The sequence below is a fragment of the Dokdonia sp. Asnod3-C12 genome, from assembly GCF_045063975.1.
In the GTDB taxonomy this organism is placed as follows: domain Bacteria; phylum Bacteroidota; class Bacteroidia; order Flavobacteriales; family Flavobacteriaceae; genus Dokdonia.
In genome coordinates this window covers 1,229,876-1,254,294 of the sequence record NZ_JBEFNY010000003.1, presented here as the reverse complement: position 1 = coordinate 1,254,294, position 24,419 = coordinate 1,229,876, and the positions used below count along the sequence as shown (strand labels likewise).

16 protein-coding genes and 1 tRNA gene are annotated in these 24,419 nt (G+C 37.0%); 5 read left to right on the top strand and 12 right to left on the bottom strand.

Annotated features, from left to right (window positions below):
- Positions 1-43 precede the first annotated feature (43 nt).
- The 4 genes from ACJJVW_RS05750 to ACJJVW_RS05735 form a co-directional block, all read right to left on the bottom strand.
- On the bottom strand, positions 44-2,629 hold the full coding sequence (locus ACJJVW_RS05750; RefSeq protein ID WP_405251024.1) for a M56 family metallopeptidase: 2,586 nt from the start codon (positions 2,627-2,629) through the stop codon (positions 44-46).
- Positions 2,626-2,997 carry a BlaI/MecI/CopY family transcriptional regulator gene (locus tag ACJJVW_RS05745; protein ID WP_298329701.1) on the bottom strand — a complete coding sequence of 124 codons (372 nt, stop codon included), beginning with the start codon at positions 2,995-2,997 and terminating at the stop codon, positions 2,626-2,628. The genes ACJJVW_RS05750 and ACJJVW_RS05745 overlap by 4 nt, the downstream gene beginning before the upstream one ends.
- 88 nt (positions 2,998-3,085) lie before the next feature.
- Positions 3,086-3,757 (bottom strand): hypothetical protein, encoded by a 672-nt coding sequence (locus ACJJVW_RS05740; RefSeq protein WP_405251023.1) that lies wholly within the window; start codon positions 3,755-3,757, stop codon positions 3,086-3,088.
- 202 nt (positions 3,758-3,959) lie between these two features.
- Entirely contained in the window at positions 3,960-5,348 is a 1,389-nt protein-coding gene (locus ACJJVW_RS05735; RefSeq protein ID WP_298329695.1) for a dipeptidase, read from the bottom strand.
- A 288-nt stretch (positions 5,349-5,636) separates the two neighbouring features.
- On the opposite strand from ACJJVW_RS05735, the gene ACJJVW_RS05730 reads away from it, so the two are divergent.
- Together ACJJVW_RS05730 and ACJJVW_RS05725 are read left to right on the top strand one after the other, a co-directional pair.
- Positions 5,637-7,022, top strand: a complete 1,386-nt coding sequence (locus tag ACJJVW_RS05730) for a cell wall anchor protein (RefSeq protein WP_298329692.1) — start codon at positions 5,637-5,639, stop codon at positions 7,020-7,022.
- A 178-nt stretch (positions 7,023-7,200) separates the two neighbouring features.
- Positions 7,201-7,282, top strand: a tRNA-Leu gene (locus ACJJVW_RS05725).
- A gap of 146 nt (positions 7,283-7,428) precedes the next feature.
- Here ACJJVW_RS05725 and ACJJVW_RS05720 read toward each other — a convergent pair.
- Positions 7,429-8,373, bottom strand: a complete 945-nt coding sequence (locus ACJJVW_RS05720; protein ID WP_405251021.1) for a carbohydrate kinase — start codon at positions 8,371-8,373, stop codon at positions 7,429-7,431.
- A complete protein-coding gene (locus tag ACJJVW_RS05715; RefSeq protein ID WP_405251020.1) occupies positions 8,363-9,712 on the bottom strand; it encodes a sugar porter family MFS transporter in 1,350 nt (449 codons plus the stop codon). The genes ACJJVW_RS05720 and ACJJVW_RS05715 overlap by 11 nt, the downstream gene beginning before the upstream one ends.
- 285 nt (positions 9,713-9,997) lie before the next feature.
- On the opposite strand from ACJJVW_RS05715, the gene ACJJVW_RS05710 reads away from it, so the two are divergent.
- From ACJJVW_RS05710 to ACJJVW_RS05700, 3 genes are all read left to right on the top strand, one after another.
- A complete protein-coding gene (locus tag ACJJVW_RS05710) occupies positions 9,998-11,038 on the top strand; it encodes a LacI family DNA-binding transcriptional regulator (RefSeq protein ID WP_013750926.1) in 1,041 nt (346 codons plus the stop codon).
- 83 nt (positions 11,039-11,121) lie between these two features.
- Positions 11,122-11,778 (top strand): beta-phosphoglucomutase, encoded by a 657-nt coding sequence (gene pgmB, locus ACJJVW_RS05705; RefSeq protein WP_405251019.1) that lies wholly within the window; start codon positions 11,122-11,124, stop codon positions 11,776-11,778.
- An 89-nt stretch (positions 11,779-11,867) separates the two neighbouring features.
- Complete coding sequence (locus tag ACJJVW_RS05700) at positions 11,868-14,159, top strand: glycoside hydrolase family 65 protein (protein WP_405251018.1); 2,292 nt, start codon at positions 11,868-11,870, stop codon at positions 14,157-14,159.
- 76 nt (positions 14,160-14,235) lie between these two features.
- On the opposite strand, the gene ACJJVW_RS05695 is transcribed toward ACJJVW_RS05700, so the two are convergent.
- The 6 genes from ACJJVW_RS05695 to ACJJVW_RS05670 all read right to left on the bottom strand — a co-directional run bounded on the left by ACJJVW_RS05695 (position 14,236) and on the right by ACJJVW_RS05670 (position 24,419).
- Positions 14,236-14,841 (bottom strand): DUF4230 domain-containing protein, encoded by a 606-nt coding sequence (locus ACJJVW_RS05695; RefSeq protein WP_405251017.1) that lies wholly within the window; start codon positions 14,839-14,841, stop codon positions 14,236-14,238.
- A gap of 170 nt (positions 14,842-15,011) precedes the next feature.
- Complete coding sequence (locus tag ACJJVW_RS05690) at positions 15,012-15,581, bottom strand: pentapeptide repeat-containing protein (protein ID WP_405251016.1); 570 nt, start codon at positions 15,579-15,581, stop codon at positions 15,012-15,014.
- Between the two features lies 1 nt (position 15,582).
- Complete coding sequence (locus tag ACJJVW_RS05685) at positions 15,583-16,473, bottom strand: GyrI-like domain-containing protein (protein WP_405251015.1); 891 nt, start codon at positions 16,471-16,473, stop codon at positions 15,583-15,585.
- Positions 16,474-16,485: 12 nt separating this feature from the next.
- Entirely contained in the window at positions 16,486-17,838 is a 1,353-nt protein-coding gene (locus tag ACJJVW_RS05680) for a vanadium-dependent haloperoxidase (RefSeq protein ID WP_405251014.1), read from the bottom strand.
- Entirely contained in the window at positions 17,838-21,077 is a 3,240-nt protein-coding gene (locus ACJJVW_RS05675) for a VCBS repeat-containing protein (protein WP_405251013.1), read from the bottom strand. The genes ACJJVW_RS05680 and ACJJVW_RS05675 overlap by 1 nt, the downstream gene beginning before the upstream one ends.
- A 3-nt stretch (positions 21,078-21,080) precedes the next feature.
- Entirely contained in the window at positions 21,081-24,419 is a 3,339-nt protein-coding gene (locus ACJJVW_RS05670) for a VCBS repeat-containing protein (protein ID WP_405251012.1), read from the bottom strand.

Sequence of the window (24,419 nt, the reverse complement as noted above, 5' to 3'; positions counted from 1 at the left end):
CGTGTAGCCCTTAATGCTAAATAGTTATGAGTTGATTTTAAAACTAATCTTCCTTTGCTTTTTTTATCAAATATGTTGTTTCTGTATATTGATAGCCGTCTTCCTGTTTAGTGAGACCTAAGACTACAGATTGACCACCTAGTTTATAATTTTTAATTGTTTCCTTATTTAAGGAACCATTACTTATACCTATAAGAGTTATGTTCTCACTATTTATATTTTCTTTATCTAGTGCAGATGCAATTGCTTTTTCTGATGACTCAAAAGCGTTTATTTTTTTCGAAACATCATTTATCGAGCTTGCTGTGAAACCTATTTCTTCTGGATGAGACTCTGGAGTGATTTCAGTTTCTTGCACCACGATATTTGAAAAAATGGTTTGATATTTATTTGGATCCTGAAAAGCTTTTCTCTGATCATTTTTGTCTGAGTATATAACACCAACTTTTTTATCCATTTTAGGTGCTGAAGGCGGTGGAGGTGGCGGTAGTTTAGGAAATGCAACAGCCTTCTCTCGCTGTGCAGAAGTCATTTTATCATAAATTTCATATATCTGACCGACTTCTTTTCCATTTATAACCCTTTCAGGATCTGCATTGTATTTTTTTGCTAGTTTATTATAAGTGTTGATCTCTGTATTTGTAGCTTTAATTTTATTATTTGGTTCTGCAGATTGATCACTTTGAGATATGCTAGAGATATACGTTTTAGGAGGATTTGTATATGGAAATGGTGTTTTTACATTGTATGTATTGCTGTTAACTAATAGCACAGCTTTGTCAAATGATATTTCCTTTTCTTCATATATAAATAGACTGCCTAGTTTTCTCATTCTTACCAAATACTCCTCTGCCGATGGTGGTGGAGGCGGTGGAGGTAATTGACCTTGTGGAGCAGGAGGCGCTGGCGGGATAAGGCGTAAACTGTTATTTGCCTTATACAATTGCGTTTGTCTAAAAACTGCTTCTGCTTTTTTAATAAACTCTTTTGAGTTGCCCTTGAAAATCATAGACCTCACCGGCTGTGCAAACTCCTCTTTTGTCCACTGTGCGGTGATGTTATCTACGCTTTCGCGAAAGCTGTCAAGCGGACTATATTGTCCATTTATATAGATACTATCATTTCGCACCTCTATAACTAGTGCGTTTTTACCATTACGTGTTGCTCCTTCTACAAACTGTGTGGCGTAGGTTGAGGTTTGAGGTGCCTTGGTAGTTACGTGTTTTTGACTTTGCCAGTATGGACTAGTCCATACATCTACTCTGTATCTACCATTTGTGCGATCGCCAATAGCGTAGTAAGGGAGATCATTTGGGTCATAATCTAAAATAGTTTTATTTGAAATTTCCTCGTTGTCTAAAAATATGGCAAACAACGAAGTGTTTTGCCACTTAACAAGGTCTTCATAGTCTGGTTTTTTTGATTTTACAAAATTTGCTCTTACAAGTGCATTTGCCTCAGGATCAAAAATTGCATTTTGATCATCAACTAAATTTGAGGTGCAAAAAGTAACTCTACTAAAGTTCCATAGCTCTGCTACGAGTAGTTGCTTTTCTCTTCCTAACTTGCTAGATACTCCTGGTCTACCTTGTATAGATAAGTAGTCGTAAACCGTTTCCTTAATAAGGTTCTCAATGCCTTGTATAGAGATAGGTTTTAGTTTGTAATAGAAATTACCTTCGGTGTCTAGTTCTAGCTCTAGAGTGTTTGTTGCACTATTCTCGTATGACATAATACCAGATACAGCATTTGGTCCCGATTGTGCAACAATAGCTTGATTAAAAAAGAGAACACACAAACCTATGATAGGAATGAGTAGTAATGCGCGCAGCAATACTTTTTTACGACTAAATGATTGTGATAACATAACGATTCGTTTTTTGGTTAATGAATAATTAAAAGGACTCTCGAGCGCAGTGTGATGAGTACTGCTTGCATAACTTAAGAGTATATTTTGATATATAGCAATATTACTTTTACCTACTATAGCACCTTGATCTGCTAGAAATTCGTGGTTTAATTTTATAGAACTTTTAAAGAGCCACACCAGCGGATTAAACCAGAAAATGACCTGTATAAACTCGATGGCAATAATATCTAGAGAGTGCTTTTGGCGCACGTGAGTTGCCTCGTGAGCAAGTACTTCTGGGGCTATTTCCTGTTGTGTGTATGATTGTCTGTTTACAAAAATCCACTTGAGAAAAGAGTGTGGTACCATCACTTGCTCTAATAGGGCAAGCGTAAAGTGTGATGATGGGTGAAGCTCTGCCTGGTTTATCTTTCGCTTTAAGCGCACAAGATTTATAATAAAACGAGTGCCAAAAATGAATATCCCTAGAAGGTATATTCCCCAGATAACGGTGTTTGTATAATCTACTTCGGTAACTTCAGGCACTTCGTTTGGCGCAGAAACGGTCTCTACATATTCTTGAAATATGGGAGTAATCTGTGGCGCATTCTCTGCTTGGTAGGTAAAGGTGATAAGCGGTATCGTAAATGAAAATACAAGACTTGCCAGGAGGTAAAACCTTTTAAAGTGGTGCATCGCTTTTCCTTCTAGCGCTAACTTGTAAAAGCCAAATAGGATGCCTAAACATAAAGCGCTTTTTAAGAGATAGATGAGTATCATTTCTTTTTGGCTTTTAGTTGACTATCTATAATCCTTCGTAGATCTTCTAATTCATTTTTAGATAAATCTGTTTCTCTAGTAAAGAACGAAGCAAACTGTCCAGCACTATCGTTAAAGAAATTTTTAATCAGGCCATTTACGTGCTTTGAGAAGTAATCTGTTTTTTTGACGAGGGGAAAATATTCTCTTGACCTACCTTTTTGCGTATAATCTATAAACTTCTTGTCTTGCATACGTTTTAGGAGCGTAGCAACGGTGGTGATGGCAGGTTTTGGGTCTGGATAACCATTAATAAGATCCTTCATCAAGGCTTTTTCCTTCACCCAGAGGAGTTGCATAAGTTGTTCTTCGGCAGTAGAAAGAGTCATTGTTGTATGAAATTAAAATATTACTCTACAAATGTAGAATAATATTTTAATTCTACAAGTGTAGAGTAGTAATCTTTTTCTGAAATTTTTATTTATTCAGATTCTTGAGGAAAATCTTTAAATCAAGTGGGTCTTTAAATTTCAGTTTATTTTCTTTGAGTATGTTTTTTATGGCATCCTTATCTTCATTTGCAAATAAATCATATATGTTGCGCTTTGTCACGTCGAGAGGTTTTTTGCCAGTTTTGTCACTAATCAAGAAATAATAATCATCACTAATTTTTCCAGCCTTATCTGGTACTTGAGGATTTGGTGCTTTTTCAGGAAGTCTTAGTGTTTTTTCGTGTTTAATAAAATATGAATTTGAATCATAGTTGCCGATGTATTCTATGTATCCAATTATCGAGTTGTTGTTGTTATCTGAAAAGTTTGTGTACGTAAAGGAGCGGCTATTATATAAAACTTCAACACCGTAAGCTTTCTCTAAAAATGTGTGTGATGAGCTAGTTGGAGTTACTTTGCGTTCAAAAGTATCACTGTAGACATCATACCTTAGATATAGTTTAGTCTCCTTATTAGTGAGTTTATCTTGAACAATACTTAATTTAAAATCATCTTCAAGATATTGAGAACCTTTAAATGTACTGAGATCATGCTCCTTATCTTTATTACTTCTATAATCTTGAGTCGCCGATAGGGTTTGACCAAAGGAGTGAGAAACTGATAACAATAGTGATATAATTACTAAAAAAAATTTCATATGATCGATGTTTAGTGGTTTATTATCAATATTTGTACCGAATTTATGAAAATTTATGATACCACAATTATTTGTTATGTATTTGACGACCTAACAGATGTATTTTAAGAACCAAAACGTAGGTAGTTAAGGGTGAAATAAAAAAGCGCCTTAGTAATCACTAGATTACCAAAACGCTTTTTTTCTTATTTATAAAGCAGTACTATTTACTCATCTCTGTAAAATACTCGTAGAAATAAGGGATTGTCTCGATGCCTTTTAAGTAATTCCAAATGCCAAAGTGTTCATTAGGTGAATGTATGGCGTCACTATCTAACCCAAAGCCCATAAGGATAGTTTTACTTTTTAGTTCCTTTTCAAATAAAGCTACAATCGGGATACTACCTCCACTACGTTGAGGTATTGGAGTCTTTCCAAAAGTTTTTTCATATGCTTTCTCAGCAGCTCGATAGGCCACATTGTCTATAGGAGTTACATAACCTTGTCCTCCATGATGAGGAGTTACTTTTACAGTAACACCTGCCGGAGCGATGCTTTCAAAATGAGCTTTAAACAGTTCTGTAATCTCCTTCCAGTCTTGATTAGGAACTAAGCGCATAGATATTTTTGCATATGCCTTGCTTGCGATTACTGTTTTGGCTCCTTCTCCAATATAGCCTCCCCAAATACCATTTACATCAAGTGTAGGTCGTATTGAGTTGCGTTCATTTGTGGTGTATCCTTTTTCTCCGTACACATCATCGATGTCCAGAGCTTTCTTATAATTTTCAAGTGAAAATGGAGCCTCTGCCATTTTATCTCTTTCGAGTTGGCTAAGCTCTTCCACTTTGTCATAAAACCCTTTTACGGTGATGTGATTGTTCTCATCATGTAAGTTAGCAATCATCTTTGCAATTACATTTATAGGGTTTGCCACAGCACCTCCATATAATCCAGAATGTAAGTCACGATTAGGTCCTGTAACTTCTACCTCTACATAACTTAAACCACGAAGGCCGGTTGTGATAGAAGGAATATCATTGGCAATCATCCCTGTGTCAGAAATAAGGATGACATCATTTGCAAGTTTTTCTTGGTTGCGCTCTACATACCAAGCAAGGTTTGCGCTTCCTACTTCTTCTTCACCCTCAATCATAAACTTTACGTTGCAAGGAAGTTTATCATTTGCAACCATGTACTCAAGCGCTTTTACATGCATATACATTTGTCCCTTGTCATCACAAGCGCCACGTGCAAAGATGGCACCCTCTGGATGCTTCTCTGTTTTTTTAATTACAGGTTCAAATGGAGGAGAATCCCATAGTTCTATAGGATCTGCTGGTTGTACATCATAGTGTCCATAAACGAGTACCGTAGGTAAGTTTTTATCTATAATCTTATCTGCATAGACAATTGGGTAACCAGGGGTCTCACAAATTTCTACCGTATCGCAACCAGCATCACGTAAACTCTGCGCTACAGTTTCTGCTGTTTCTTTAGTAGATGAGGCAAATGCTGGATCTGCACTTACACTTGGTAATTTTAATAACTCAATAAGTTCGTTTAAGAATCGATCTTTATGTTCAGCTATATATTCTTTAGAATTTTTCATCAAATAGTAATTTTTTCAAAAGTACAAATAAGGGTAGTTCTTTGATAGTATGTAGTTTTTTAGATGTGCAGTTTTTCATTTATTTTATCTATTTTGATCAAATTATTACTAGTAACAAATCAATATAAAAATGCATTTACATTTAAAATAATAAAATATTGTGTATTTCGTCGATTAAAATGTTAATTTCAACCTCTCTATTGCTGTTAAAATATATTTTTGAAAAAAAATATCATGAGATATATATTTACTTTTTTGTCTTTTCTGGGCTGTTTTTTAACATTGAATATGACAGCGCAGGTTGGAATTAATACCACTAGCCCTGACCCTTCTTCAGTACTTGATATTCAATCTGAAGTAGGAGGACTTTTAACTCCTAGAATGTCAACCACTCAAAGGCTGGCCATAACAAGTCCAGCACAGGGATTATTAGTATATGATATTACATTGGAGGCTTTTTATTATTATGAAGGTGCATGGCAAAAAGTTAGTATTAATAACTCTAGAGAAAATTATAAGCTAGTTAAGGATATATCTGATCTGGCAGAAGAGCTGGCTGCAGGTGGTGGATCTACTTATTTACTGAGTTCAAACTTCTTATATGAAATCAATGGAGCCATTATTTTTAATGCTCCTATAAATATGAATGGAGCTTATATCGAAGGTGTAGACTCTTCCCAAGATATCATAGTTAATGGTTCTGGCGCAGCACTTTTTCAAGGGGCTCCAGGTAGAATAAGAAATATCACCATATCAGGAGGAGGCGCTCCTATTTTTGATATTACGGGAACAGGCTCAGACTTATTGGTAGTTAATAATACTGTGTTTACTGGGGCTAGCACTATGGGGACATTACATTCTCTAGGAACGGCTTTTTTTAGTATTGCTCAGTATGTGAATAATAATGATGGTTTTGAGCTGTCTGATATTGGTTCTTTGCTTATGAGTAACGTTTTCTGGACTACTACAAACACAGGGACATTTGCGACGGTTTCAGGGACGTTTAATAATTTTCAAATGTCAAGTGGTAGGATAGAGGCAGACGCTGGTGAAATAGGTATAGATGTAAGTGCAAACCCTACTATTATTAATGAGGCTAGCTTAAATGGGTTAAGCTTTGTAGGTGCTGGCACATTAGTGTCTAGATATACTGCTGGAAGTTATACAGATTTTAGTTTTACTACAGATTGGAATGTAAACTGTTCAGGTATTCCTACAGAGACTGATGATCAATCTACAGCCAATTTTTATAGTACTTCGGCTATAACTACCGGTTTTACACAAACCATAAATAATAATACAGCAGTTCCAATAGTAGGTAATGGGTCTTTTGATAATACGGAATTATTTCGTTTTACATCAAACCCTGCCAAAAATAGATTAATTTACGAAGGGAAGAAGGTTAGAAATTTTCAAGTTAATGCATCATTATCTGTGCGAGTTACTAACGCTGACAATAATTTTTATAGTTTCATTATTGCAAAAAATGGCGTTGTAGTAGATGACTCTGACGCATTGGTACTCATTGTTGGTGATACACAAATACAGTCAGTATCTATAAATACAGTTGTCACCATGGAGAGCGGAGATTTTATAGAAATATATGCTCAACGATTAACAGGGACTGGTACAGATACACTTGTTGTCTTTTCAGAAAATTTGACTATTAGGTAGATTTTATTAAAATATTTTCATTTATCTCATAGTCAATAAGCTAGCATTTAAATCTTCTGGTGTCGTTATAGAATGTGGAAATAAAATGTTATTTTTTTTAATTATTTATTTTGAGATTGAAAAAAAGTATTATATTTGCACCCCGTTACGAAGTTATTACGTGACGATGTGTTGAAATGCGGGCGTGGTGGAATTGGTAGACACGCCAGACTTAGGATCTGGTGCCTCACGGTGTGGAAGTTCGAGTCTTCTCGCCCGTACAAAAACCTCTCAAGAAATTGGGAGGTTTTCTTTTGCAATAAACTTTCATATTTATAAACAACAAAGCCGACTTTAAAAAGTCGGCTTTGTTGTTTTGAATGCGTACTAAGTGTGTTGAATTCAAATTTTCGCGAAAGCGTAATTACTAAACATCATCAAGTAAATCATTTACTTCATCATTATGTATTGTTGGATTTGCGCCAGCTTTACTAGCGACTAGACTACCCATAGCACAGGCTACCTCAAGTGCATCTTCTGCCGTTTCTCCAGATAATAAACCAAAGACTAGGGTTGCTAGAAAGCTATCTCCTGCGCCTACGGTGTCTGCCACTTTAGTTTTAAAACCTACTTGAGTGTGGATGCCACCTTTATGTAGTAACATCGCTCCCTCTGAACCTAGTGTAACGCAAACGGTAGGAGTCTCTGTCATTGCACTAAGCATTTTAAGCTCATCTTCCAGCGTCTCGGCCTCTATACCCATTGCTAGTACAACAAGCTCTAACTCTTCATCGTTGAGCTTTATCATATCTGCCGCTTCCATAAGCCCTACAACGACCTCAAGATCGTAATGGGGAGCACGAAGATTTAAGTCAAAAACTGTAAACTTAGATCGTTCTATGAGTACCTCAATCGCTTCCAGATTTATCGGAGGTGTAATCTCTTCTTCTGTGTCAAGTAACATAGCGTCTAGATTTACGCTTTCGCGAAAAACGAGACTGCCTATAATCAAGGCGTCTGCATCTGTGACTGCTGCTACATTATCTTCTGTCCATGCAATTGCATCCCAAGCAGCATTGTCTCCTATCTCATAAGAAGCAACACCTTTTTTATCAAGAGCTACGGTTACTTGACCCGTAGGTTTATCATTGCGTTGAATATATTTGGTCTTTAGCCCAAACTCTTTAATCTCGGCAAGTGCTTCTTTGCCTAAAGCATCATTACCTAGGGTGGAAATCATAGCTACATCTACTCCAAAAGAGTGTAAGCGCAATGCCACATTGAGTGGAGCGCCACCTAGGTGTTTTTTATCTGGGAATACATCCCAGAGGATTTCGCCATAACAGGCAACTTTAAGTGGATTATTTGGCATGGTCTACGAGGTCTTTTTCTAGTTCTTCTAAGGTACGTCCTTTTGTTTCTGGCATGTATATAATTGCCCATATCAATTGGAGTACCATCATACCTGCAAAGAAATAATAAATATTCCAAAGATTGTCCCTCATGATCCCTTCTTTATCATCTATAAAGAAGGGTGTCACGAGTGTTATGAAAGCTGCAAATACCCAATGGGTACTTGTTCCCCAGGATTGACCATAAGCTCGCACGCGATTTGGGTATATTTCTGAGAGAAATACCCATATTACAGCTCCTTGACCTATAGCGTGTGATGCAACAAATGTGCAAATAAATATAAGTAGTAGTGTAGCGCTTAGCTCCATCTGGAAACATATACCTACCATAACTAGGCTTATGATGTAGCCTATGGAACCTATAATAATAAGCTGTTTTCTTCCTAATTTATCCAGTAAACGCACTCCTATAAAAGTGAATATAAGATTTACAATTCCTATAGAGATGGAATTGAAGAGTGACTCGGCTCCTCCTAGCCCCGCTTGTTCTAGAATTTGAGGTGCGTAGTAAAGCACAAAGTTGATTCCAGATAACTGATTAAAAAATGCAATGAGAAATCCTAGCCATAAAATACGTGAGTACTTTTTTTGAAATAGATTTTCTGAACTTGTTTTTTGTTGTAAGTCTAGCTTAATTTCCTCAAGTCGTTGTTGTGCAGAAGCGGCTCCATCATATATTTTTTCCAGCACGAGCATCGCTGCTGCATCGTCTTTCTTTTGTAAAACTAACCATCGCGGACTATTAGGAACCTTCATTACCATAAGTGTATAAATAAGCGCAGGTATTGCTTCTATACCAAGCATCCATCTCCAGTCATTTGCGCCATCTACACCTTTGAGTAACCAGTTTGATACAAAGGCTATGAGAATACCAAAAACTAACCAAAATTGGTATAAACCTCCCAGCTTACCACGGTTAGACTCCGAGCTTATTTCTGTTATATAAATAGGAGCCGCCACAGAGGATACTCCTACACCTATGCCTCCTATAAATCGAAAGGCAGAAAAGGTATAAGGGTCTTGAGTAAGTGCACATCCTAAGGCAGAGACAAAAAATAAAATACCTATCCAGAATAGCGTTTTTTTACGTCCTAATATTTTGGTGGGAAAACCACCTAGCAAAGAACCTACTACCGTTCCCCATAAAGCCATACTCATGATAAAAGTACCATGCATAAATGGAGATAGGTTCCATAGTTCTTTAATAGGAGAATTTGCCCCACTTATTACTACAGTGTCAAAACCAAATAAAAATCCGGCTAGAGCTACTGTGATACTCCATTTTGTAATTTCTTTCATATATATGATATAGTATTAATGGTGTAACGTTAAGTATTTGAGTTGATTAGGAGCATAATAAACACTCGTTATGAGTTGTTTTTTTAGATTTCTCTTTAAAAAACGTGTTTTTTAAAGGTGCTGTAAGCAAACTCGTATTTTGCATAAAATGCTTTAAAGTAGAAAGAAAAATAACAAATTCGTGTAAATAATAATAACTTATTAAGAATACATCGTTTTCGTACCCAAAAGGTTTTAACTAAATTGTACTCTAGCCACTAGTAATCCTATTTTTACAACACCATTATGAAAAGAAAACTCACCTTAAAATTAATTGCCAAAGAACTTGACGTCTCTATCTCTACTGTTTCTAAAGCATTGCGCGATAGTGCAGAGATAAGTGAGGACACTCGCCAAAAGATCAAGGCTTTTGCAAAACTCTATAATTATAAACCTAATAATATCGCATTAAGTCTTAAAAATAGGAAGACGCGCACAATTGGGATAATTATACCACAGATTGTACACCACTTTTTTACCACGGTAATACGAGGGGTTGAGCAAATGGCTAGGGAGCATAATTACAATGTGATTATAACATTATCAAACAATGATTTTGATAAAGAAGTTCTTAATATGGAACTTCTCGCAAATGGAAGTACAGACGGTTTCATCCTTTCTCTGTCTAAGGAGACTATGCAAAAGGATGACTTTAGACACCTTACAGAGGCTATTGATCAAGGAATGCCAGTCGTAATGTTTGACCGTATTGTGGATGAAATCCCATGTGATAAAGTACTCATAGATGATAGGGAAGGTGCAAAACTAGGAGTGAATCATCTTATAAGAACAGGATGTAAAAAAATTGCAATCATTACTACAGATGACTATATAACTGTAGGGAAACTAAGAACCAAAGGTTACATAGAAGCACTAGAGTCTGCAGGAATAAAAATAGACACAGATCTTATTTTAAAGTTAGACGCAATAGATGATCTTAATGATAAGACTATGGCGCGCATCAAGCATTTCTTAAAGGGAAAAGATATAGATGGCGTGTTTACCATAAATGAGATTTTTGCAGTAACTGCTGCAAAGTATATCATGGAGGCAGGTAAATCAATTCCTAATGACGTTGGCATTGTGAGCTTCTCAGATGGTGAGTTGTCTAAGCATTTTGTGCCTAGTCTTACTACGGTAAGTCAGCACGGTGAACAAATGGGGCGTAAGGCAGCAGAGCTTCTTATTAATAAACTAGAACGTCCGGAAGAGGAGATAGAAGAGTACACAACGGCTTACATAGAAACGAGCCTTGTAGAACGAGAAAGTACGAAGCGAATTAAATAGTATCGCTTTCGCGAAAAAATGAAAATCAACACAAGCGTTTACCTTATTTGTTAATAATGAAAACGCTCGAAAATAACTTGACATTGAAAAAGAAAGCATTCCTATTTGACCTAGATGGAGTCATCGTAGATACAGCAAAGTTTCATTACCTCGCATGGCGTAATCTTGCCAAAGAAATGAACTTTGATTTTACCGAAGAGCAGAACGAACTTTTTAAGGGAGTAAGCCGCGTGCGCTCACTTGAAATCCTCTTAGATCTAGCTTCTTACCAGGCTACAGAAGAACAAAAAGAACGCTGGCTTATACAGAAGAATGAAGAATATCTCAAGTATATAGAAGCAATGGATGATAGTGAGATTCTTCCAGACGTAGTGCGTGTATTAGATTTTTTACATGAAAGAAATCAAGGTGTCGCTCTTGGAAGTGCTAGTAAAAATGCTAGGCCCATCTTAACTAAACTTAATCTTATACAGAAATTTGAAGCTATAGTAGATGGTAATGATGTGACGGCTGCAAAGCCAGATCCAGAAGTATTTTTAAAAGGAGGAGAAGCTTTAAAAATAGAACGTACAGATTGTATCGTTTTTGAAGATTCTATTGCGGGAGTACAGGCGGCAAATGCTGCTGGAATGGTAAGTATAGGTATAGGAGAAAAAGATGTATTACATGAAGCAGATCATGTATTTACAGACTTTACAGAAATGAGTGATGCATTTTTATCCTCACTTATTGAAGCATAAGAGTACTATAGCACAACAGTTATTTAACTAAACGGCTTACAGTGCCAATTTATAAGTAGAGCATTATTGTTTAAAATTTTATTGAGAGTATGCATATAGATTATATCACACCAAATCATTGGTCCATTATAGAAGAGGGATGGAATCCGGATAATGTAAAGTCTTCAGAAAGCTTGATGGCACTAGGAAATGGAGCCATGGGACAACGCGCAAATTTTGAAGAAGATTATAGCGGATCTACTTTTCAAGGAAGCTATATAGGAGGTGTGTATTATCCAGATAAAACCCGCGTAGGCTGGTGGAAAAATGGATATCCAGAATACTTTGCAAAGGTGCTCAATGCTCCTAGCTGGATAGGTATAAAAGTGACAGTAAATGGTGAGAGCTTAGATTTACATACGTGTAAGGAGGTAAATGATTTCCGTCGCGAGCTTGATATGAAAAGCGGGGTATTGTACAGAAGCTTCAAAGCGACCTTACAAAATGATGTAGAGATTGCAGTCAAGTCTACTCGTTTCTTGAGTATGAAGATGGATGAGGTAGGTGCTATTAACTACGAAGTAACACCTATTAATGAAGATGCAACTATAAGTTATGAGCCGTATTTAGATAGCGGCATAACTAATGAGGATTCTAATTGGGATGATAAGTTTTGGAATACGCTAGAGGTTTCAGAGGATGATGATATGGCTTTCATTACGGCACATACCATGAAGACAGAATTCCACGTGTGCACTATGATGCATAATAGCTTTAATATAGATGGTAGAAAAGTTGCGCTTTCGCGAAAGCGTACTAATGCTACAGAAACATATATTGGGCATATTTATGAAACAGAAATCTCTCAAGGAGAAACCTTCAGTATTCATAAATTAGGAGGGTATGTAAGTAGTCTTAATCATGAGCAAGATAATCTTGTAAACGCTGCTACGACAGTAATTAATGAAGCAGCTGCGATTGGTTTTGATGCGTTACAACAACTTCAAAAGGAGTTGTGGGCACAAACCTGGGAAATGTCTGATATCACCATAGAGGGTGATGTAAAGGCGCAACAAGGTATACGCTTTAATATCTTTCATCTCAATCAGACATACACGGGACAAGATAGTCGTCTCAACATAGGCCCTAAAGGATTTACTGGAGAGAAGTATGGAGGATCCACTTATTGGGATACAGAAGCATATTGTATTCCGTTTTACATGGCGACTAAGGATCAACAAGTGGCTAGGCAGTTACTCACCTATCGCTATAATCAATTAGATAAAGCCATTGAGAATGCAGAGAAGCTTGGCTTTTCAGGAGGTGCTGCATTATACCCTATGGTCACAATGAATGGGGAAGAGTGCCATAACGAGTGGGAGATTACCTTTGAGGAGATACACCGTAACGGCTCTATGGTATATGCTATTTATAACTATGAACGCTACACAGGCGATACTACTTATATTCCAGAAATGGGGCTAGAAGTGATTATAGCCGTAGCACGTTTCTGGAGACAGCGAGCTACTTTTTCTAAAGCTAAGAATGCCTATGTGATTCTAGGAGTTACAGGGCCTAATGAATATGAAAACAACGTAAACAATAACTGGTTTACAAACTATATTGCAAAGTGGTGTATGGAGTTCGCTTTCGCGAAAGCTGAATTGATAAGAGACACTCAAAAGCAGGACTGGTCACGTATATCTGGTAAAACTCATCTGTCTTATGACGAGATGCTCTCTTGGAAATCTACTGCAGAACAGATGTATTTCCCATATTCTGAAGAGCATGACGTATTCTTACAACAAGATGGTTTCTTAGATAAAGAGTTAATCACCGTAGCAGATTTACCAAAATCAAACCGACCTATTAATCAAAAATGGTCTTGGGATCGCATCTTGCGTTCGCCTTACATTAAACAAGCAGATACATTACAAGGTTTTTACTTCTTTGAGGACCACTTTACTCAAGAAAATCTAGAAAAGCACTTCGACTTTTATGAGCCATTTACGGTACATGAAAGTTCGCTGTCGCCATGTGTACACGCTATACAGGCTGCTAAGCTAGGTAGGATGGATCAGGCATATGAATTCTACTTACGCACATCAAGGCTTGATCTAGACGATTATAATAAAGAAGTAGAAGAAGGTTTACATATCACGAGTATGGCTGGAACCTGGCAGAGTGTGGTAGAAGGTTTTGGGGGAATGCGTGTGAAAAATGATACGCTATCTTTTGAAACTAAAATCCCAGATGCATGGGAAGCTTATTCTTTTAAAGTAAATTTTAGAGGACAGATTCTTAAGGTTGAGGTCAATAAAAGTGAGACGGCATTTACACTTATGAGCGGAGAAGCACTAGATATTATTGTAAACGGTAATAAGCAAACAGTAAGCGCATAAGTCATTTTTAATATACTTAAAAACGCATCATAGAGATTCACTTTATGATGCGTTTTTATTTTATAAAACTGGTTTGTTAAGGTTTAATAGGGTTTGCTTCATCTATAATATTGCCATTATACTCTAGCGTCCATTCTAGCGAGCTAGTAAGAAGATAAATTTTAGAAAGCTCTGAGATGAGTCTGTTTTGTGCATTTGTGTACAGGTTAGAATTTTTAATGTCCTTTTCAAGGCCATTTTGTACGCGTGACTTTATAATATTATAGTCTCGAGCATTAAACTGGTTGAGGTAGTCTTGTTGCACATCATAATATTCTATATTAGGATTAATCTTTAACTCAGGTTCTGGAATATTAGTAATGCGAACAGTTTTTGTGAGCTCATCGATTTCTGTAGTAACTTTAGAAAGATCGTAGGCGATGGTTGCTTCTGCATTTACAACAACCAGTGCTTTTTTTGTAGCAGATAGTACATCTACATAGAATTTTTTTGAATCTTCATAAGTAAAGACTTGTGCATAGTTACCTTCTGTAACAATGAGCTTACCTACATTTTTGATTTGTTTTTCTATAAGGGCGGTATTTACTCGTAGCTGTTCTTTCTCACTTTGAGTATGCTCGCAATACCGTAAGCCAAAAACAATAAATAAGGTGAGTATTGCACCAAAAAGTATGTTACGCATAGTTGTGTTTTTCCATAACTAAGGTACATAAAATAAAAAGCCACACGTTAGTGTGGCCATATGAGTTTATAAATCCCCCAATTTAATCCCTCATTGATTATTGATGTAAATATAGTTTGAGGAATAGCTTTTTAGTAGGGGCATTTACCCCCTTTTATGTATTACAAATCTCACTTAAGATTGAGCTGTAAGTGTGCTACGAGTCCTTCTAAGTTGTCCTTAGAAAACATAGCGCCTTTCATATTGTTATTCGTAGTGTCAATAGTAAAATCGAGCGCTTCTATAAAATCTGCTTTAGTAAGATTTGTATTATCAAAAATAGTTTTACTCAATGTTGACCCAGTGAATGTAGCCTGCGATAAATCTGCATTAGTAAAATCTACCTCGATAACTTGGCAAGAAGTAAAAGATGTTCCTTTTAAAGGTAATTGTGTGAAGTTTGCTAGCTGTAGTATGCTTTCGCGAAAGCGTATATCCAACATAAACGGCTGGCAAACACTAAAGTCTGCGCCTAGTAATTTACACGACTCAAAAGTAACTTGGTTGAGTGTTGTACCGCCAAATTTTACATTAGTAAGATTGCAATCTATGAATGTACATTCAAGAAAGCTTGTATTTGAGACATGAAGATTTTCAAAATTACAGTCTGTAAATGTGCAATTGTCATACTCACCTTTTTTAAAGGATTGTAAGGTGAAGTCTATAGATATAAAATCTTGGTCATCAAAAAAGTCAGACATACTAGTTCTTTATCGGCATGTAGATTTCTGTTTTCCAATTGCTCTCGTCTCCACCCATGTTAGGATTATTATAAAACACTTCAGTTGGCTTTGGATCTACGTTGATGTTATTACTTTTTGCATAATTAAGTAAGGCATACCAAGCGCGGTCTGAAGTAATATAATTGCCATTATAGATAGCCTTAATAGCTCTTGTCGCGGGTCTTGATCCATACTTTATATCTTTTACCTGTGGTAGCGAGTCGCGCTCAATTATAGGAAAAGCAAAGTGATATTTTATACTATCTGTATCACGGTTCCAGTCTGTGATTTGTACAAATGGCCGACCATCAAGCGCTATGTCATAAGACGCCATTGTGCCTTGTAGGTGGTTTATGTCGCGCATCATTCCGCCTGCTTTGAGAATTTGTAATCCCTCTAACGTTGTATAGGCATAAAACTTTGCTGGTAACTCTTCTTCACCTATTATAGTTACTGTAATTCTATCTAAGTGATCTTGCAGTAGTTCATTAAATTTTAAAACTGTTGCCGTGGCACTTTTCTTAAAGTCTGTAGTTTTAAAAACACCTTGTAAACGGTTACTTAATGAATGTGTAGGGTCTGTTACATGTACAGTGATTTCAGAAAGAGAATCGTGTATTTTAGCTATTTGCCACTCATAGATATGAGTGGAGTCTTGCCTCGTGAACTCTTGAGTAAGTTGGATATTTTCCTCTCCTAGTTTTACATCAGTAATAAGAGCTCCGTCTTTCCAGTTTTTTATAGATTGCTCTATGGTGCCTAGGGTAGTTTTGGCTTTTATTTTGGCGGTAAAGTCTCCTGGTTTCAAAAAGAAATACCAGCCTGTAGCTGCAATCAAGGCAATAAATAATATCGCTATAGCTTTTTTCATTAATTTCAAACCTTAGTTAGTTGCGACCATCGTTTCATTTTTCATCTCAAGTGCAGAGACAACAAACTTTCCTAGTTTTTGACCTTGTTCTAGTCCTACTGCTACTGCAGCACGATAGTGTATTCCTCCATACATGCGGCTTACAGCAGCTTCCTCAGCCGCAGCTTTAAAAGATATGAAACTACGCACCGGAAGTCCGTACGCTATTTCTGTATCATCATCAAAAGAAAAGTCATCGCCAAAAATGCTAGTCAATGTCTCAGATGCTGCGCCAGATACTACAGAGTGTCCACTCACATATTCTGGAAACGGAGGCGTTTGTAATATAGGTTTCCACGAGTCGTCTATGTGATTGTTGATTAGCGTTTCTGGGCGTATCAGGTTAGAGCGATATTTTTCATCCCAGCAAGAAATAAACGCATCGTTCATGGCGATAGATGTTTTTGCATAAGCATGTAATGTATTCATTACATCAAAACCTGCCTTCTTTGAAGCAATCTTTGTAATACCGATCCAGTGTCCTCCAGGAGTAATCTTTTTAGTTGCAAACATTAAATGACCGCGAGTTACAGATACGTATGGGTTACAATCCCAAAACTGAGCAATCGCAATCTCTTCTGAGGTGTCGCCATCTTTTGTGATTTGCTTGCTTATGTCATAAACCTCTTTAAGCTCCTTATAAAAATCTGAATCTTCTTCTAGGGAGAATGGAGGTGGCGGTACAGGCTTAAACTGGTCTGCAGATGTAAGTGTAAATGGTCTAATTTTATTCCAGTGAGGTTCTATACCGTCCATGTATGCTGGAGGCGTAGGTTGCCAGCGAGAAGGCTCATCTGCATACACAGAAAACTTTGGCATTGTGCGCGTCTGTTTATAGTTATCTCCATCCATCCATTGTGCTATATGGCTTGCAACCTTTAGCCCATAATCTCGGGACTGTACAAAAACATCTTCATTGCGCTCTTTCCATGTCGTATAAAGGCTATCTCTATATGTCTCAATTTCTTGCTCAGAAAATATGAGGCGCTTGCTCACTTCCATGTGAGCAACCAGTGCTGCAAGCTCAAAGTTTATAGTTGTGTCCTTTGATGGAGTTGGAATACTTTTAAGACCTGCTAGCTGTCCAGCAAGAGAGTTAAATTCAGTATCATTTACAGCTAGTATTTCATAAGCTGCAATATTAGGATAAGCATAAATACGACTCGCAACAGGTGGTGAGAAAATGTCGTGTATAATAACCTCAGTAACCTTGTCTATTGCATTGTGAAAATGTTCAGGAGTAATTACAATAGGCTCATCTTTTGAAGCGCATGAAGTGATTACTGTGGCAACAATGAATAATAGAATGTAATATGCTGTTTTCATTAATCAGGGATTTGTATGTTATAAACTTGTGCGGCTTCGTTATTAAAAGTCACGAGCAAGTATGAAATATTGTTTGCGGTTATAATGTCTAAATGTCTTATCGATTTTTGTGCAAAATCTAGGCCTAGCTCATACCCTAAGATTACTTTATTTTCTGAAGCTATAAGTGCCCCAGAAAATGAATCTAGCCTACCGTGATATGGTTTTGTGCCAAAATAATTTCCTCCTGCTAGTACTTCCTTGGTGCCATCGCCATTAAAGTCGTGAACGACGAAATCCATAATAGGAGCTACTTGCAATGCACCAGTGAAAGGTACAAAAGTAAAAATTCCTTTTTCATTTTTTAAATATCCGGAGGCCAAGGTGTTTACTTCAAATCGCTGAGCGGTATTGAGTGCTTTTTCTCCAAAAATCTGGGACACGGTATCTCCAGCAAAATCATTATTATTTGCATATTTCTTTTTGAGAAATACAAGTTGAGCACCTAGCTCTTGAAGATTTTGAATAGGGTAGTATTTTCCGTATTTTGCCGTAGTAACAACGGTTTCTGTTTGCCCATTATTATCAAAATCTGAGTAATACATTGTCATGGGAAACGCTGTAGATGCTGTAAACTTACTGTTTGTTCCCCAGTTCCCAAGTAGGTAGTCCATATCACCATCATGATCTATATCAAACGGTTGTATGCTTTGCCATAAACCATTGAGCGTAGCGTCTAGTACTTCTTCTTTTTTAAGAATACCATCTTCATTTTTATAAAAAAGCGGCTGCATCCATTCTCCTATGACAATTAAATCAGTGGAGCCATCAGCATTAAAATCTGTCCAGACGGCATCTGTGACCATTCCTATCTTACCTAGAGGGTTGTCTTGATCTTCTACAAACTTACCTTCATCATTCTTTAAAAGAAACGATGCTGGAATTTTCCCAAAGTCACCTGTAACGGCATGATTACCTGCAAAGAGATCCTTGTCTCCATCATTATCATAGTCGCTTGCGATAATGATGGAGGTGTTAGCTCGCATGCCTGACATCTCGCTGGTTAGGGTATCTGATACTTTTAAATAATAGTTTTCTAAAGCCTCGTTCATTTCGGAAAAATCACCACCTGCTGTACCTACGATAATCTCATTATTGAGGATAGTAGCCGTTACATCCTCAGTTTTTGAAAGAGATTTTAATGGGGTTGAGTACGCTTTCGCGAAAGCGTTATTTCCTCCAGTATACATGGCCGAAGGTATAAACTTAGAGCTACCAAAATAGATGTCGTCATGACCATCACCATTTATATCGCCAATTGCTGTTGCAGGACCACGGTCGGATATTTGATAAGGAATTAGTTGCTGCCTGTTGAAGTCTATATAAGCATCTTCCTTGTGTACATAGTCTATACCTAGATTTCCTGGTTCTTTAGTAAATAGCGTCTTGCTTTTTATTTGAAGTAAACTATAGTCAAAAGTGGTTGTGTTTTGCGGTGATAAGGACAATGTTTGATTTGTTGGGATATCGTATACCACTTGCTGCTTGTTATCTGGCCAAATAATGAGAAGTGAGTCTATTGAAGTGTTCTTTTTAAAACCAAAATGAACAACCGGCTCAGAGGATGCTTGAAATCCTCGGACAGTATACAATTCTTTGTACTGTAACGTTCCATTTTGATATGCAAAAACTTTAGTACCTATACCGAGCGAATTAGCTTTAGAATATTTAAACTTTAATTTTAAAAAGGTTGCTGTAGTGTCTGTTTGGTTCACATAAATAGTTGCCTCTTGATTGATGTTATTTACAACAACATCAAGGTCTCCATCATTATCAAGATCTGCCAGCGCAGAAGCACCAGACACCGTAGGTTTTTTGTCAATCCACACTCCAGATTGATCTGTAAATACGAGGTCTTCATTTCCTTGATAGACATAATTATGTGAAGCACCATCAGGCATAAGATTAAGAGCTTCGTTATCTAGAAGCCTAGTCTCGTTGAGTCTGTTTTGAATCTTACCGCTAGAAATAAAATTAATGAAATCAAGATTATTAGGTCGTTTTGGGATACCATTTGAAATAAACAAGTCTTGATTCCCATCCTGATTAAAATCTGCAAAGAGAGCACTCCAGCTCCAGTCTGTTGCCGCAACTCCAGAGGAAAGGGCACGTTCTTGAAATTGATATCCCGGCTGATTTACAAATAGCATATTGCGGGTAAACTGGTAGTGATACCCAAAACGTTCTGTACGGAGTTTTTGTGTTTGGATATTATCATCACCTTCGGAAGCCTTTAGAACATTCTCGTCTTCTGGTAACATATCGAGTGACATGAGATCAGGGAAACCATCATGATTAACGTCGGCCACGTCATTACCCATTGAAAATCTTGAGGTGTGTGGGAATTGTTCTTTTAAGCTTTCGCGAAAGCGTAATCCTCCTTCATTGATATAGTAATAGTCGTCCTCATGAAAGTCATTACCTACGTAAATATCTGGATAACCATCCTGATTAAAATCTGCAATAGAAATCCCTAGGCCATACCCATTGATACCACCAAAAATGCCCATTTCCTCACTGACGTCTGTAAAAATGTTTCCATCGTTTCTAAGAAGTTTGTCTCCTGTTTGCTCGTTACGTTCTAAACGTAAATCTGCATGACCAAATGAGGATTCTGTATGTACCGCATGGTTGAGTATATACAGGTCGAGATCGCCATCTTTATCATAATCAAGAACGGCGGCCGTGGTTCCATAATTTTGAAAATCAAGACCAAACTCTGCAGCACGCTCTGTAAAAGTCTCATCGCCATTATTTATAAAAAGCTCGTCGTGTCCTTGGAAATTATTTATGCCTACTACAGCACGCACATAGATATCTAAGAGTCCATCTGAGTTTGCGTCAAACATTATCGCTCCAGTGCTCCACGAGTTGTTGCCTGCTACGCCAGCACTAGCCGAGATATCTTTAAACGTAAGGTCGCCATTATTGAGGTAGAGCTTATTTTTCACTTGATTTCCAGAGAGGTAGATATCTGGTAACCCGTCATTGTTAATATCTCCTACAGCGGTGCCACCACCATTATAGAAGTACAAGTAGTCGAGTATATTGAGACTATCTGTCTCTGTGAGATTGTTTGAAAAAGTGATTCCAGTACTCGTGCTTATAGGGTTTAAAAATAACGCAGGCGCTTCTCGTACTGGTTGATTAGTACAACCAGTGAGCAGATAACACAGACCTAATAGAACTCCCCACTTCATGAATTACTTGTTTGCTGTGAAAATTCTAGGTTTTCCATCATTGATTGCCGCTACAAGAAATACATTGCCTTGAGCATCCTTAAATGATTCTAGATGTTTCATTTCTTCGCGTACAAAGAAGCCAGTGTTTGTATAATCTTGCCATTCAAAATTTGCTTTACCGTCACCTAGTAACACATGAGCATATCCAGCATCAAGTTGGGAGTACTGAGGTTTGAATTCAAAATTATTACCTCCCATTAAAATATCAAGATTACCGTCATTGTTTACATCTGTACACGTAATGCCACAAACACAAGATAGTTGAACTCGGGTAGGTAATGCTTTGATGGTAAAGTTGCCATTTCCTTCATTTATAGCAATTACAGTCTCGGCAGTATTAACTTCTTTTACAATAGCATTAGCTAAGATATCTTCAGAAAAAAGCTCATCAATAGATCTCTTTGCATAATCTGATGCTTTGAGATTTTTCTTTTTTAGAGAAACTATTTGTGATGTGATTTCGCTTTTTTGATGTATTGGAAAATCTTTGCCATCCTCTGAGTAGGTGGTGATTTGTTCTATCGTACCATTTCCATCAAAGTCTGTGATAAACATTTTAAGCGGGCCATCACTTCCTGGTTTGTAATGCACATTTGTTCCATCATTACCAAGTATTAGGTCTAAGTCGCCATCATTGTCAAGATCTGCGCTTTGTATAGCATTCCACCATCCTGCATAAGATGATAGTCCAGTATCTATAACTTTAATGTACTCACTTGTGATGTTAAATGCAGTAGGAGTCCCCCAGTCTGAAACCGTTATTAATTCTTTGTTGTTGTCACCATCAAGATCTATCCATAGTGCGTCTGTTACCATTCCAGCAGGATTAAGCTGCTTAGACAGTAGATTGTCTTTAATGAAATTCCCTTTTCCGTCATTAATTAAGATTGCATGCGGTGGGTTAATACCATAAACACCTGCGACGCTTCTACTACCAATGAATAAATCTATATCTCCATCGCCATCAATGTCGTTAGATGCAATTACAGATGCACTTTGATGTGCAGATGGTAAACTACGTGCGTTTTTAAAAGTTCCATTGCCGTTATTTATGTAAAGTCTAGAAATGTAGTAAGCCTCCGCATCTACTTGACCACCTCCAGTGGATACAATAAGATCTAAAAAGCCGTCATTATTTACATCTACAAAAGTGGCTGCTGTGTCTTCAAATAATGCAGCCTTTTCAAAAGTAATTTTACTAGATGGAACAAGATTACCTTTTCCTTTATGAAGATAGAGCATACTAGTTTGTCCTTTGGCCCCACCTATGAAGATATCGTCATTGCCGTCATTATCTATATCTCCTATTGCAATTGCAGGACCTTCTTGAGAAAGTTTTTTTGCAATGAGTCCCTCAAAATCAAAGTCACTATAATTATTCTCTTTGTGGGCAATAAGTGTAGGGTTTGTAATTTCCTTAAGTAATGTAGGCTTATTCTTTTTTACAGGAACATAGGTTTCAGATGCGTCTGTGATTGATAATTTGAGTGTTTGGTTTGCTTTTACATTTTTTAAAAGCTGTGTTTTGTCATCGGGCCATATAACGCGAAGTGAGTCTATAGTAGTAGAGCTTCCTAGTCCTATAGTCATATCATGGTCCATAGATGATTGGAATCCTCGAGAAGGTATAAGTTCTTGTAATACTGAAAGATTATTGTGGTATAACCTTACAGTGGTGCCTACGGCAAACTTGTTTTTGTCACCTCCTTTAAAAGTGAGTTTAATATAGTTATGATTTTTATCAACCTTTGTATTGTTGCGGTAAATAAAGGAAGGCATATTTACATTGTTAACCACGATATCGAGATCACCATCATTATCAAGATCTGCGTGAGCTGCACCATTACTCATACTCGGTGTAGCAAGTCCCCAGTCTTTAGATTTATTTTTAAACGTGATGTCTTTTTGATTGTGATACGCATAATTTGCTAGAGGTTTGATAGGCATTTTATTGATAATAGAATCAACAGGATGTGTTTTACCATTAACCTTACTTCTAATGAGTTCGTTTGCAAAGAAGTCTACAAAGTCAAGATCTGTTAGGTCATGATTTATACCATTTGTAACATAAATATCTCTGTAACCATCATTATCCATGTCAAATACGAGTCCAGACCAGCTCCAGTCTGTAGCATTCACTCCACTATGATATGCAGTTTCAGAAAATGAACCATTACCATTATTTAACTGTAATGTATTCTGTATGAATTGTTGGTAAAAATCATCACGCTGTTTACGCTTGTAAATATTGTACCCATCAAACTCCATAACAGACTTAACACGTTGCTCATTTTCAGGTAACATATCTGTGATAAAAATATCTTGTAAACCATCGTTATTTATATCAGAAATATCAATTCCCATCGCCGATAGGGATAAGTGAGAGGTCCATTCTTTTATTTCTTCTGTAAATGTTCCATCTTGATTGTTGATGTATAAATAGTCACGCTCAAAGAAATCATTTGAGATGTAAATGTCTGGCCATAAATCTTGGTTAATATCAGTAACTACGACACCCAGCCCAAAGCCTATCAAGGAACCATAAATACCTGCCTCTTCACTTACGTCTGTAAATATCCCACCGTCGTTGCGCATTAGTAAGTCTCCCACGCCGCGTATATCTTCATTTACATTTGCCCAGTCCTGAGCACGCTTATCTCGCTGGCCTCTGTTACCTAAGCTATTTACAGGAACATTACTGTTATTAAGGATGTACACATCAAGATCACCATCTTTATCGTAATCAAAAAAGGAAGCCTGGGTAGAAAATCCTGAAGTTGCTAGGTTGTATTCTTTTGCTTTTTCAGTAAAGGTGAGATCACCATTGTTTATGTATAAATCATTATCATGACTGTCTTCTTCGAGGTTTCCTGCGTTACTTACATAAATATCAAGAAGTCCATCTGCATTTACATCTGCCATTGTTACTCCTGTAGACCAAGGCTTGTTACCTTCAATTCCTGCAGATGCTGAAATATCTTCAAATTTAAAATCTCCTTTATTTAAAAAGAGCTTGTTCTTACCCATATTTGCCGTTAAGTAAATATCTGCTAGACCATCATTATTAATGTCACCTATAGCAACACCACCACCATTATAGAAGTTTCGGTATTTAAAAATATTGAAGTCAGATTCATTTTTAATGTTATTTATAAAGTTGATGCCAGTACTGTCTGAGGGCATCTCTGTAAATAACGTATCGCTCTCTGTCTTTTGTGTTGCGCTAGACTGCTCATCACAAGAAAGTAATAATAGGGGAAGGACTATTAATAAAAGCCCATATTTTTGTAGTGTTTCCAT